The sequence below is a fragment of the Rhizobium sp. P1_E1 genome, assembly GCF_056406015.1.
Genome location: NZ_JBFUAY010000142.1, coordinates 1 through 12,210 on the forward strand (window position 1 = coordinate 1; position 12,210 = coordinate 12,210).

Consider the following 12,210-nt stretch of genomic DNA (forward strand, 5'->3'; position numbering starts at 1 on the left):
GTCTACGACATGGCCGACCTTTCCCGGGCGACGGAGAAGATGGCGGCCTACGTCAAGGCATTCGCGGACGAGTACCAGGCTTCCGATATTCTCGGCCTGGGTTTTTCGAATGGCGCAAACATTCTTGCCAATGTGCTGATCGAGAAGGGTATCTTCGATGCCGCGGTTCTGATGCACCCGCTCATTCCGTTTCAACCCGAAGCCCAGTCGACGCTGGCGGGAAGAAAGGTGCTGATGACGGCCGGGCAGCGAGACCCGATCGCGCCTGTTTCCATGACCGAGGCGCTGTCCGAACACCTGAAAAACCGAGGGGCGGAGGTCAGAACGGTCTGGCATCCCGGCGGTCACGAGATTGCGCCGCTCGAGATCGATGCGGTTCGCGATTTCCTCGGCGGTTATTGACGCGTGCACCGCCGCTCGGCGGGAAAACGATTGCGGGACCGGAAATGCCGGTCCCGCATCTTTGCTGAAACAAGGATCCTATCATCGTGATCGATAGGACATTAGGGGCGAGGAGGATATTTGCCCCTGATTGCCTTCATGTAGAAATTTCCCGGTGATTCCGCCATCGTCAACCCGACGACGACGCCCTTGGGAACGCCTTCATATTCTYGCCTCTGACCGTTGGTCAGATAGACCCGTAGATGCCGGCTGTCTTCGTCGTAGGTGATCGCCTCGATAAGTTTCGAATCAACCGCAGTTTCCACTTTGCACCCCGCAGTTTTGGATCTGAGATTCCTGATCAAGAAATGTCATTCACACTCGCAACGCGCCATCATTATGCTGCGCCGCGGGGGCGTCAAGCATGATCTTCTTTAACGTTCATTTTTTCGTAATGGCTCTCGTTATAGTTGATTTTCACAGCTTTTCGGACGCCTTGCCTGTGGAAATCCGATACCTGCGGCTCCTCCATTTGGGGAATATTAGCCGATAATGTCGCGAGAAACGCAATAATCGCCGTTTTAACGCCGGATTAACCATTAAATAGCAAACTATAGCATAATATTAACCGCAGCACCCTCCCAAGTATGAATGAATACAAATTGCCGTTTCTCGCGACAGTCGCTTTACTATCGTTGGCGAGTTGCGTGAGCGGGCCTGACCACCTGGTGGTTCGGGCCCACCTGCCGATTTTCGATGGCGGACGGCTGCGCGCTCAGGTGAAGACCACGCAGGAGACTCTTGCGCTTTCAATCGGGAGCTACAAGGATGGACAATCATCCTTGCTTGATGTGCAGCGTTCGGTGGCGACCGGCCAGGCGAACTTGGCGCAAGCGGCGCAGCATATGGCGAAGAACTATGTCGCGCTCAATGTGGTGGTTCCGGTTACAACTTCGGTGGGGCCGCGATCAGGCCAACTTCTTATGAATACTGAGCCTCATGCCGTTGCAGCGATGGATAAGAGATGGATTATTTCAGACAACCCGCCATTCGGTCGGGTCTCATAAATGGGTTACATGTTTAACTATCTAGGGCCGTGGCGACAACAGATACCGATACTGGCTGGCAACCGCAAAGGACGCGCTCGGTTGACGTTTGCCGAAGGCGAATTCGCTGCGGTCTACGCGATGAGCGATGTTCACGGATGTTATAATGAGCTCGTCAAGGCGCAACGCCGCATCGAGGAGGATGCCGCGCGCATTCCGGGACCGAAACTCATCGTCATGCTCGGCGATTATGTCGATCGCGGGCCTGATTCGAGCGCGGTGCTGGAGTTCCTGAGCAAGACCCCGCCGCCGGGATTTCAACGTTTCGTCCTGTGCGGCAATCACGACGCGGAGCTGGTGAAGCTCTATCGCAAACCGGCGCGCATTCTCGAATGGCTCGGCTTTGCCGGACCGGAGACGCTGCACTCATACGGTATCGATATCGAGCATCTGCTGCAGTCGGCGGCTGGAAACGAAACAATTGCCCGCGTCATTCGCAACATGATACCCGAACGGCATATCCAATTCCTCGAATCGCTGCCGATCATGCTGCGGATAGGAAGGGTCCTCTTTGTTCATGCGGGCATCAAGCCGGGCATCGACCTCAAAAAGCAGAAAGACAGCGACCTCATGTGGATCCGTCAGCCCTTCCTGGATGAAGGACCGCAGCTTCCTGTCCTCGTGATCCACGGGCATACCCCGGCGCGAACACCGACATTCGGGCCGCAACGCATCGGTATCGACACTGCGGTTTCGGCGACGGGCCGGCTGACCGTGCTGACGATAAAGGGAACACGGGTCGGGATCCTCTAGCGATCCTGCTTCCCAAAAATCGGAATCGATTTTCGGGGGCAGGATGCGAGGATTGAAAGAGTTAGAGCGTCCTTTGCGCGTCTGAAAGATGACGGTGCTGTAAAACCAAACGCCGCGGATTGTGTTCCGCGGCGTCAGGAAGATCAGATGTTCAGCAGGCTATTTCAGGTGTTGGTCACATCGTGATAGAGATTGGTGCCGATGCCAGTATAGGTAAACCCGTACTTGCGGACCTCGTCGCTGCGGTAGATATTGCGCAGATCGACCAGGATCGGAGCGCGCATCGACTGCTTCAGGCGGTTGAAATCGAGCGCGCGGAACTGGTTCCATTCGGTGACGATGACAAGCGCATCCGCACCAGCGGCTGCTTCGTAGGGTCCGCTTGCATATTCGATGTTCTCGATCACCTTGCGGGCGTTTTCCATGCCCTCGGGGTCGTAGCCGACCACTTGCGCGCCGTTGTCCTGCAGGGTCTGGATGACCGCGATTGCCGGGCTGTCGCGCATGTCATCGGTGTTCGGCTTGAAGGTCAGCCCGAGGATTGCGATCTTCTTGCCGCGAATGTCTCCGCCGACGGCCGAAATGACTTTGCGTCCCATCGCCCGCTTGCGGTTGTCATTGATCGAGATCGTCGTCTCGATGAGACGCATCGGCGCATCGTAATCCTGCGCCGTCTTGGCAAGAGCTAGCGTATCTTTGGGGAAGCACGAGCCGCCGTAACCCGGCCCGGCATGCAGGAACTTGGAGCCGATACGGCCATCGAGACCGATGCCGCGCGAAACGTCCTGAACGTTTGCGTCGACCCGTTCGCAGAGATCGGCGATCTCGTTGATGAAGGTGATCTTCATCGCGAGGAAAGCGTTGGCCGCATATTTGATCAGTTCCGAGGTGCGGCGGGTGGTGAAGACCAGGGGTGCCTGGTTGAGGTAAAGCGGGCGATAGACCTCGGTCATGGTTTCGCGTGCCCGGTCGTCGTTCAGCCCGACGACGATACGGTCAGGACGCTTGAAATCCTCGATGGCGGCGCCTTCGCGCAGGAATTCGGGATTGGAAACGACGGCGACATCCGCCGTGGGATTGGTTTCGCGCATGATGCGCTCGACTTCGTCTCCCGTGCCGACCGGTACCGTCGACTTGGTGACGATAACGGTGAAGCCTTCCACATAGGTGGCAATCTCGCGCGCAGCGGCGTAGACATAGGAGAGATCCGCGTGGCCGTCGCCGCGCCTGGAGGGCGTGCCGACGGCGATGAACACGACATCAGCGCTGCGGACACTTTCGCCGACATCCGTCGAAAATGACAGCCGGCCGGTGCTGGTGTTTTCAGCGACCAATTGCTCCAGACCCGGCTCGTAGATCGGAATGCGGCCTTCGCGAAGGGCTTCGATCTTACTCAGATCCTTGTCGACGCAGATGACGTCGTGGCCGAAATCCGCAAAGCAAACGCCTGAAACGAGGCCGACATAGCCTGATCCAATCATCGTGATGCGCATATTTCCCTCAAATCATTAGAGTAGAACGTCATGCTGCGTCGCAGCATGAGTTCGTCATAGTTAATCTGGACGAAAAGACAATACCGAAGATCGCCTGAAACCCACATCGGAAATCGAACTCCGGGCACCGCAGCTTGCCGCACGCTGCCCCGTCGATAGCCAAAACATAGGTTTGTGTGGGCGATATGACAAGTCGAGCGGCTCGTCAGAGCAGGCTCGACTTCAATCCGGAAACAGGATCAATCTGTCTATGTCGCTGCCTCGGCTGTTATAGCCGGTACCAGACATAGGGGTCTGTTCCCGATTGGATCTTGTCCCAGCGCAGATCGGTATCGCGCCAGTTCTTGATGCTGCTTTTCCTGTTGTCGAGGACGAGATCGCCCCTGTCGGTTCTGACGACGAGGACCGCATGTCCTTCACCGGAGGGCGTATATGCCGTCGCGATCCGCAACGCGCGCGACGACCAGCCCATCGCAATCAGCCGGCTGCGTTTGGTCAATGCGAAATCTTCGCAGTCGCCGCTGCGCACATTCACCTTCCAGACGTCGCCGTTCAGTTCGCTGCTGGAGTCGTTGCGTCCGATCATCGTCCGATTGACCGTGCTGTTCACATTTTTCAGCTGCAACATCTGCTCGTCGGTGAGCGCAACGACCGAGAGCCCATTGTTGTCACGGCATTCGGCCGGGTTCTGGGCGCAGAACAATACCTGGGCGAAGGGTGGGATGATCTTGCCTTTTTCGGAGATATAGCTGACCGCCGAACTACCGTTCAGGCCGCGGGCGAAACCTGCGGGACCGGCGGCAAATGCCGAGCAGGCATTGCCTGCTGTAAAGGCCAGCGCCAGAAGTGTAACGAATGTTTTCTTCATCTGTTAAATCCCCGTTCAGGGCAACCGATTGAGATCAGGCTTGCCTTTTTTCTCGGTCAATGGCATGGCGATCTGATGATCTGCCAAGTATTGGGCGCAGAATATCTGTCCCGTTTCTGCTGCTTGGAAGGAGCATAGCCGGGCCTTGTCTCGATTGGCTTAAACCTATCGCGACAATTTTAAACGATGTGGAATTCTGTTACACTTTAGCACGCAGGTGCTTGATGTTCAACTTATGTTTGTACGAGTAAATTAAACTCTTCGGTTGTAATTGCTTTGGTCGCTGCCTACTCTGGTAAATTAATTCACATGTTCTCCCACCTCATTAATAGGCGGGTCTTGCGAGAGGTTTTGCTTTTCGCCTTCATCGGCCTCGTTATATTGACGCTCATACCGTTCGGGAGTGTTACACCCCTGGCTTTCGCCTTCGCGGCGATCGGAATGTTTGCTCTCGCCATTATCTCGGGACTGCTGTTCGGAGAGCCGAGACAGAGCAGATGGGTGTTCGGCATCGCTCTGTTTCTATTGATCGTTTTGACAGGATGGACGTTTATTCAGACGATCGAACTGCCTTCGCGGTGGCTGGCAAATCCCGCTTGGGATGCCGCGCGTCACCTAGCGGGTGTCAATTACGCAGCGATCTCCGTCGAACCGGCCGACACGTTCGCGTCGATCCTCTGGGTCGCTCTGCCTTTCGTCACGTTCCTGACCGGGCTCCTCTTATGCGATACCGATCAGCGCGCGAGGAAAGTGCTTGCCGGCCTCGGGCTTTCGGCGGGCATCATCGCTACTTTCGGCCTGCTGCAGTTTTTGCTGTTTCCCAACATCCTGATCGTCGTCGAGAAACACGCCTACCTCGACAGCCTCACCGCGGTCTTCGTCAACCGTAATACCGCAGCGACCTTCCTCGGGCTTGGAACGCTGCTCATGCTAACCCTGGTCAGGGACGTTGCCCGTGCCTATTCGAACTATCCGCCCGGCGAGCCGGGCCGAAACGCGCTTCTCTTGAGATCGTGGATCTATATCCTGCTCTTATGCGCATGCTTCACCGCACTGATGCTGAGCCGCTCTCGCGCCGGGATATTTGCGACCTTTGTTGCCGCTCTCATCTATTTTCCATGGCTTGTCATCAATTGGAACGGCTCGAGGCGTCATTTGAGACCGGCGCCAAGATGGCGTTCGATGCTGAAGCTCCTCTCGGCGATTGCTTTCATCGTAGTGTTACTGACGATGTTTGCAGGCCAGGCGATTTTGCGCGCGCAAGAGCGGCGGCTCGAGGATGATGATCGTTTCTGCATCCTGCCGGGCATATGGCGCGCCATATCGGATCATTGGTGGACGGGGACGGGGCTCGGAACTTTTCGGACGGTATTTTCTGCCTACCGCGATCCGGCCTGCGGAATTTTCGGGATCTTCGACCGTGCGCACAATTTCTATCTCGAAGGATTTCTGGGCCTCGGAATAATGTTCCCGATTGCGGCGGTCCTTACCTTCTCGGTGCTTGCCAGGGTGTTCTGGCGCGGGTTCGCCCAAAGACGGCGTCTGAGGCCCTATGTCCTTCTTGGCCTGGCGGCGACGGTTTTGGTCGCCCTTCATGCGGCGGTCGATTTTTCGCTGCAGATACCGGGATTTGCGGTGTTTTACGCCGCCTTCCTCAGTGCGGTTGTCGCGATAAGTCTCGGGCGCAGCAACGGAGAGTTGGGCATGGCATAAGAGCAGCCGTTAACCACTTAAAGTTTWAATGGATGGATTTTAATAAGATTTTCGGAAAAGATCGATTGTGCAGGTGCGAACAGTTGACTCTGAAACCCAAGAAATTTTATAGCGGGTGCAGCCTTCGGATTGTTGCGACGCCAGAAAAGTCGGACCGAAGTCGTTTTTCGCTTCCTAAAGGGCTCGCCGTTGCCAGCCTGCCACAGTTAGGGGAATGTTAATCGGCTTTCAGTGTTATTGATCGGGGATCGTCTTGTATTTTGTCAGATTGCGGAGCAGTAGCTTCAGAGGCGTCAACACAGGGTATTCTATGGGTTGTTCTCGTATCGGTAGTACACGCGTCGCCATTGTTGTAGCGCTAACGACTATATTGGCAAGCTGCACATCGTTGCCAAGATCTGGTCCTGATCACAAAGATGTTGATCGGGATGCAGCAGTGAAAGTGACAACGAAGGAGCGTCGCGTCGGTATCGATTACGCCCTGATTGATCTCAGCAAGAACGTTCTGCCGTATTTTTCCGCTCCCCAGCCGACCTCCTTCAAGGGGTTTGGCGGTGGTCGAGGCGGGGCGCCTGAAATTCCGCTCGGTTACGGGGATGTCGTTGAGGTCGCCATCTTCGAAGCTCAGTCCGGCGGTCTTTTCATTCCGTCCGATGCCGGTAGCCGACCGGGTAATTACATCTCTTTGCCGAGCCAGACGATCGATAGAAACGGGACGATCACAATTCCCTATGCGGGTCGGGTTCCGGCTGCCGGTCGCCTCAAGGAGACCGTGGAACAGGACGTCGAGGATCGCCTGGCGAGCCGGGCGATCGAGCCGCAGGTGGTTATTACGACGACGACAAGTCGCTCCAGTCAGGTTGCCGTGCTCGGGGATGTCAACAATCCCCAGCGCGTCGAGATCAGCCCGGCCGGTGAGCGTGTTCTCGATGTCATTTCCGCTGCGGGCGGTTTGACGACCAACAATATCGAAACGAATGTGACGCTGCAGCGCCGCGGCAAGACGGCTACCGTCGCCTACAATACGCTCTTAAAGAACCCGGCCGAAAATATCTACGTCGCACCGGATGATACGATCTCGATCGATCATGAGCGCCGTACCTATCTTATGCTCGGCGCCGCAGGCACAAGTGGCCGCTTCGATTTCGAAGAATCCGACCTGACCCTTGGAGAGGCAATCGCCAAGGCGGGCGGCCTGCGCGATGATCGCGCTGATCCGGCTCAGGTCCTGCTCTATCGCCTTGTCCCCAAGAAAACGGTTGCAGCGATGCACGTGGACGCGACGAGATTTACGGGTGAAACGGTTCCGGTGATCATCCGCGCGAATCTTCGCGATCCCGCAACCCTGTTTGCTGTTCAGCAATTCAAGATGGAAGACAAGGATATTATCTATATTTCCAATTCGGACTCTGTTGAATTGGTCAAGTTCCTTGACATCGTAAACTCGGTATCGTCCACTGTTTCCGGTGTGGCCGACGATGCGAATGATACCCGTAACGCGGTAAACGATCTTGGAAATTGATTGAAATAGGCGGGCCGTCATCGATCTCGAATGATCAATGACGGCGGCCTATATAGCGGATTTGATGAAGGACTATGGTTATGGCAAGGTCTGGTGTTTATCGTAAGCTTGCGTATAGCGGAATTGTCGTCGCGATGTTTACCGGCATGAATTCAAGCGCTTTCGCGGCAGCTTGCGTGAGGCTTTCAAATCTGACTTCCATCGATATCAGTGGATTTACGGCCAACCCCGCCGTTCTGCTTGATATGTCCGATCCGCTGGTTTTGTCATCGAGCGTCCGCGCGCTGGTTGGGAGCAGCAATGAGGCGCTGTCGCCGGTGATCGAGCAGGCCAGGAAAGCCGATGCCGCGCAGATGGCTGCTATCGGTTCCGGTCTTGGGCGGGCTGCAAACAGCTGCCAGGTAACGGATCCGCTATTCAAGCTGGCCATTGAAAAAGCCGTCGCCGAGGCGGCGAGCGCGGATCCGAATCTTGCGCCGCTCCTTGCCGCCTTTGCGAAGGTTCTCGCCGAAGGCGGAACGGCGGCGCTCGGCCCGGGTGGAAGTGCTGCAGCCGCCGCATCCGGCATCGGCAATAATGGGTCGATTGGCCGGACGGGGCCGGGAGCGGACGACGGTACGCCTTTTGAGGGCAGCGAGACAACCGCCGGTACGCTGAAGGTTTCGAATGCTGGGGCAGGGCAATCGTCTGACTCGGCGGAATCGACTAGTGTTAGTATCCCGGTCATATAATAGCTGGAATTGCCCTTAGATCTTAGCGCTTGACGCATTTGTTGGAGATCGAAATTGCTATCGCCAGATAAACTTACGCCACGTATCGACCCCTCCCGCGATACGGGAAACGAAGCTGACTTCATCGATTTCGACAAGCTCATCGCAATCGCCCGCCGACAGTGGCGGATGGTTGCGGCGTGCGGTTTCGCCTTCGCCATTCTGGGCATTGTGTATGTCCTGACCTCGGTGCCCGTCTACACCGCCGACACAAGCGTGCTGATCGACCGCAGCGATAGCCAGGTGATCAACCAGCTGGCGGCTTTCGGCCAGATGGACGATGACGAAGGTACTGTCCTCAGTCAGGTCGAGCTTTTGAAGTCCGACACCATCGCCTATGCCGTCGTCGACAAGCTGAAACTCGTCGACAATGCGGAGTTCATGGGACCGAAAAGCTCGCTTTTTTCTGTCTCAACGCTGAAATCCTTCGTGAATTTTCGGTCGTGGTTTGCCGATGACGCAGCCGTCGCACCCGATCCGGAAATGAGGCGGCGGAGTGCTGCGGAGACTGTTGCAGGCAACATCGATGTCGAACGCGTTGGCAAATCCTATGTTCTCGATGTCAGCTTTACCTCGCAGTCACCGGATCTAGCGCGTGATATCGCAGCTGCCATCGCCGACGTCTATCTGGTTGACAAGCTCAATTCGAAATACGAGGCGACACGTCGGGCCGGCGAGTGGCTACAGGAGCGTATCGAAGAGCTCCGGCAGCAGGCGCTGGACACTGACCTCGCCGTGCAAAAATTCCGCAGCGAGCATGGACTTGTCGAGGCTGGATCCGGTACGCTGATTAGCGATCAGCAGCTTTCCGAGATCAATACCCAATTGATCAATGCGCAGGCCGAGACTGCGAAGGCCGAGGCAAAATATGCGCGCGTCAAGTCGATCATCGACGCTAAGCAGACCGATGCGATCGTCACCGATGTGCTCGACAGCTCCATTTCGAACGACCTGCGCAAGAAGTATCTGGAGGCTTCCAAGCTCGAAACTGAAATTGAGGCGCGGCTCGGTCCCGATCACGTCCAGGCGGTTCGGCTTCGTGCGGAAATGGAAGAATATAAGAGGCTCATGTTCGATGAGTTGAACCGTATCGCCGAGAGCTACCAAAGCGAGCTGCAGGTCGCGAAATCGCGGGAAAACTCTTTGCGCGACAGCGTTACACAGGCGACGGGCGTAGCCGCAATGGCTGGCGAAACCCAGGTGCAGCTTCGCGAACTCGAGCGCACGCGCGATACCTATAAGAATCTCTATCAGAGCTTCTTAACGCGTTATCAGGAAGCAATTCAACAGCAGAGCTTTCCGATCACCGCTGCGCGAATCATCACGACGGCGGAGACGCCGACGAAGCCGAGCGCTCCGAAGAGAGCTCTCGTCGTTGCTTTCGCGATGTTCATGGGATGTGCATTTGGAAGTGGTATAGCGGCCTTCCGCGAATTCCGGGATCGGTTCTTCCGCACCGGCGATGATGTCCGGGACGTGCTTGATGTCGAGTCTCTCGGTGTCATGCCGCTGATTGAAAATAACGTCGACGATCCGACGCTCGTTGATCCCAGCAATCCACGAAGCATCGCCAGGGGCGGGAAGACCACGACCTATGTCGAGGAGCATCCGCTCTCGGCATTTGCCGAGACGCTTCGAAGCGCCAAGATTGCCATCGACCTCAGTGCTGCCGATCAGCGCTGCAAGGTCATCGGCGTCGTGTCGAGCTTGCCCGGCGAAGGGAAGTCGACGACCTCCATCAATTTTGCCAAACTCCTGGCAATGCAGGGTGCGCGTTGCCTGCTTATCGACGGCGACATGCGCAATCCTGGTGCCACCCGGGCGATCGGCCGCCATGCCGAGGCCGGGTTGCTCGAGGCGATCGTCGACAGCCGTCCGCTCAAGGATTTGATCCTTCTCGATCCCAAAACAAAACTCGCATTTTTGCCGACGGTGGCACGGTATCGTGTTCCGCATTCGTCGGAGTTGCTTGCGTCACGCGGCATGGATCAGCTTCTTCAAACGGCGCGTCAAAGCTTCGATTATATTATCGTCGACCTGCCGCCCTTGGCGCCGGTTGTGGATGCGCGCGCCATCAATTCGAAGCTCGATGCGGTCGTTTTCGTTATCGAGTGGGGAAAGACATCGCGCAAGGTCGTGCAGTCGACACTGCTGTCCGAACCGGAACTCTATGCGAAATGCGTCGGTACTATATTGACCAAGGTCGACCCGTCGCAGATGAAACTTTACCGGACATTCGGTTCGAGCGAGTATTATTATAAGCGTTATTCGCGATACTATACCGAAAGCTGATGTTCCGAGGTCAGTTCGTTTCGGTTACCAGGATCGCTTTCATTATTGTCACCCTCGTCTTTTTGGTGCTGGCCGGTCGAGAGCTATACGCTTCGATAAGAACGGCCAGCATCTCGATCGTCGCCGAAAGGATCGAGCGTGGAGAGACAGTCGCGGACGATGTCGTGGCCAAATACGCGTCGCGTAGTGTCGACGTTGTTGACGGTCATTATTGCCGATCCGACATTGTGGCTGCTGTCGTAACCCTCGTTCTGGCGCAACTCGATCGGCAGAATGTCAATGTCAACTACGACACCTGGGCCGCTGCGGCGTCGAGTGCGCGCCAGTATCTGCGGTATGCGCTTTCGTGCATGCCGACGAACAGTAATTTTTGGCTTCGCCTTGCGGCCGTGCAGTCGATAATTGCGGAGGAGCCGGCTGCGGTTGCAGGAATGATGAAGCGCTCGGTTGTGCTTGCGCCCTACGACCAGGTGATGATCCTGACGCGGTTTTACTTCTGGAACGATTTTACGGATGCAACACTTGCGGCGGCAAGGAACGCGCTCGACAGCGATCTTACGACGATGCTGAAACTGGGCGATCGTTGCAGGGTGAATGCCACGATAAAAGAGATCAGCCCACAGCTTCGTCCAATCTTCGATCAAGCCTGGACGAGCGTTGGAGATTCCGCGACGGCGCGGTTCCGGCAGCGTTGCAGCAAGTAAATCAACAAAGCAGGCTTTTGGACAGTTCCAAGCCCAACGGCACCGGACTGCATATAATTCGTGCTGTTCCGGGGTGGTCGTTCCGAACATTGCTGAAAGCTCGAAGCGGTGTAAATGGTTGCCGACTGCTCATTCTCGTGACGCGGCTCGACTTGTAAAACGCCCGCCATCTGCTCGGCGGGCGTTGCTTTTTAGTTGGTTATTGAATGATCAGACGTCTGCGTCCGCGCCAGTGATGTTGAGTGTCAGAACGCCGACATCGGTGTGGCCTTCGCCGTCGGAGATCTTGTAGAACTGGATAGTTTCCGTGACGTGATCGCCCGGAGCAACATCTACTGCCAGATCATAGGTGAATGTTCCATCCGCTTTGACATGGAACGTGCCATACGTGCCGGCGACGTCGGTCGTTGCGCTTGGATCGCCGTTTACGGCCGTGTTGGCGAACTGTCGGAGGAAGAGATGACCATTGTCGCCGGCAATGTCGTTGTCCAAGGCGTTGCCGCCGATGGCGTCGCCCTCGGTGAAGCTGTAGTGATCGTCGACCGCGATCGGCTTGACCTGGGTTACGCCCTGGATGTTCAGGGTGAACAGGCCGACATCGGTATGAC

The 12,210-nt window shown here is 56.3% G+C and carries 10 protein-coding genes and 2 pseudogenes; 8 read left to right on the forward strand and 4 right to left on the reverse strand.

Annotated features, from left to right (window positions below):
* The coding region (locus AC1D1Z_RS28295; RefSeq protein WP_477852273.1) for an alpha/beta hydrolase at positions 1-402 on the forward strand (402 nt) is incomplete at its 5' end.
* A 101-nt stretch (positions 403-503) separates the two neighbouring features.
* Here the strand turns inward: AC1D1Z_RS28295 and AC1D1Z_RS28300 are convergent.
* Positions 504-746: a KTSC domain-containing protein gene (locus AC1D1Z_RS28300; RefSeq protein WP_477852275.1), complete on the reverse strand. Its 243-nt coding sequence runs from the start codon at positions 744-746 to the stop codon at positions 504-506.
* Between the two features lie 402 nt (positions 747-1,148).
* Here AC1D1Z_RS28300 and AC1D1Z_RS28305 point away from each other — a divergent pair.
* Both AC1D1Z_RS28305 and AC1D1Z_RS28310 read left to right on the forward strand, forming a co-directional pair.
* Positions 1,149-1,448: pseudogene (locus AC1D1Z_RS28305) on the forward strand (TolC family protein); the annotation flags it as partial.
* Positions 1,449-2,240 (forward strand): metallophosphoesterase family protein, encoded by a 792-nt coding sequence (locus tag AC1D1Z_RS28310; RefSeq protein ID WP_018243224.1) that lies wholly within the window; start codon positions 1,449-1,451, stop codon positions 2,238-2,240. It abuts the pseudogene before it with no gap.
* 164 nt (positions 2,241-2,404) lie between these two features.
* Here AC1D1Z_RS28310 and AC1D1Z_RS28315 read toward each other — a convergent pair whose 3' ends face one another.
* Positions 2,405-3,733, reverse strand: a complete 1,329-nt coding sequence (locus tag AC1D1Z_RS28315) for a UDP-glucose dehydrogenase family protein (RefSeq protein ID WP_113544224.1) — start codon at positions 3,731-3,733, stop codon at positions 2,405-2,407.
* Positions 3,734-4,001: 268 nt separating this feature from the next.
* Entirely contained in the window at positions 4,002-4,601 is a 600-nt protein-coding gene (locus AC1D1Z_RS28320) for a transglutaminase-like cysteine peptidase (RefSeq protein ID WP_018446822.1), read from the reverse strand.
* A 309-nt stretch (positions 4,602-4,910) separates the two neighbouring features.
* On the opposite strand from AC1D1Z_RS28320, the gene AC1D1Z_RS28325 reads away from it, so the two are divergent.
* The 5 genes from AC1D1Z_RS28325 to AC1D1Z_RS28345 all read left to right on the forward strand — a co-directional run bounded on the left by AC1D1Z_RS28325 (position 4,911) and on the right by AC1D1Z_RS28345 (position 11,602).
* The gene (locus AC1D1Z_RS28325) at positions 4,911-6,314 is read left to right on the forward strand and encodes an O-antigen ligase family protein (protein WP_130652906.1); all 1,404 of its coding nucleotides are present in this window, start codon (positions 4,911-4,913) and stop codon (positions 6,312-6,314) included.
* A 310-nt stretch (positions 6,315-6,624) separates the two neighbouring features.
* Entirely contained in the window at positions 6,625-7,836 is a 1,212-nt protein-coding gene (locus AC1D1Z_RS28330) for a polysaccharide biosynthesis/export family protein (protein ID WP_130653560.1), read from the forward strand.
* A gap of 74 nt (positions 7,837-7,910) precedes the next feature.
* Positions 7,911-8,567, forward strand: a complete 657-nt coding sequence (locus AC1D1Z_RS28335) for a sugar transporter (RefSeq protein ID WP_130652905.1) — start codon at positions 7,911-7,913, stop codon at positions 8,565-8,567.
* Between the two features lie 54 nt (positions 8,568-8,621).
* Entirely contained in the window at positions 8,622-10,898 is a 2,277-nt protein-coding gene (locus tag AC1D1Z_RS28340; RefSeq protein ID WP_047618818.1) for a polysaccharide biosynthesis tyrosine autokinase, read from the forward strand.
* On the forward strand, positions 10,898-11,602 hold the full coding sequence (locus AC1D1Z_RS28345) for a hypothetical protein (RefSeq protein ID WP_130652904.1): 705 nt from the start codon (positions 10,898-10,900) through the stop codon (positions 11,600-11,602). Before AC1D1Z_RS28340 ends, AC1D1Z_RS28345 begins: the two co-directional genes overlap by 1 nt.
* 210 nt (positions 11,603-11,812) lie before the next feature.
* Here the strand turns inward: AC1D1Z_RS28345 and rapA2 are convergent.
* Positions 11,813-12,210: pseudogene (gene rapA2 / locus AC1D1Z_RS28350) on the reverse strand (calcium-binding lectin RapA2); the annotation flags it as partial.

Coding starts and splice junctions, on each gene's coding strand:
- AC1D1Z_RS28330 (WP_130653560.1), top strand. CDS start 6,625: ATGGGTTGTTCTCGTATCGGTAGTACACGCGTCGCCATTGTTGTAGCG.
- AC1D1Z_RS28320 (WP_018446822.1), bottom strand. CDS start 4,601: ATGAAGAAAACATTCGTTACACTTCTGGCGCTGGCCTTTACAGCAGGC.
- AC1D1Z_RS28315 (WP_113544224.1), bottom strand. CDS start 3,733: ATGCGCATCACGATGATTGGATCAGGCTATGTCGGCCTCGTTTCAGGC.
- AC1D1Z_RS28310 (WP_018243224.1), top strand. CDS start 1,449: ATGGGTTACATGTTTAACTATCTAGGGCCGTGGCGACAACAGATACCG.
- AC1D1Z_RS28335 (WP_130652905.1), top strand. CDS start 7,911: ATGGTTATGGCAAGGTCTGGTGTTTATCGTAAGCTTGCGTATAGCGGA.
- AC1D1Z_RS28345 (WP_130652904.1), top strand. CDS start 10,898: ATGTTCCGAGGTCAGTTCGTTTCGGTTACCAGGATCGCTTTCATTATT.
- AC1D1Z_RS28325 (WP_130652906.1), top strand. CDS start 4,911: ATGTTCTCCCACCTCATTAATAGGCGGGTCTTGCGAGAGGTTTTGCTT.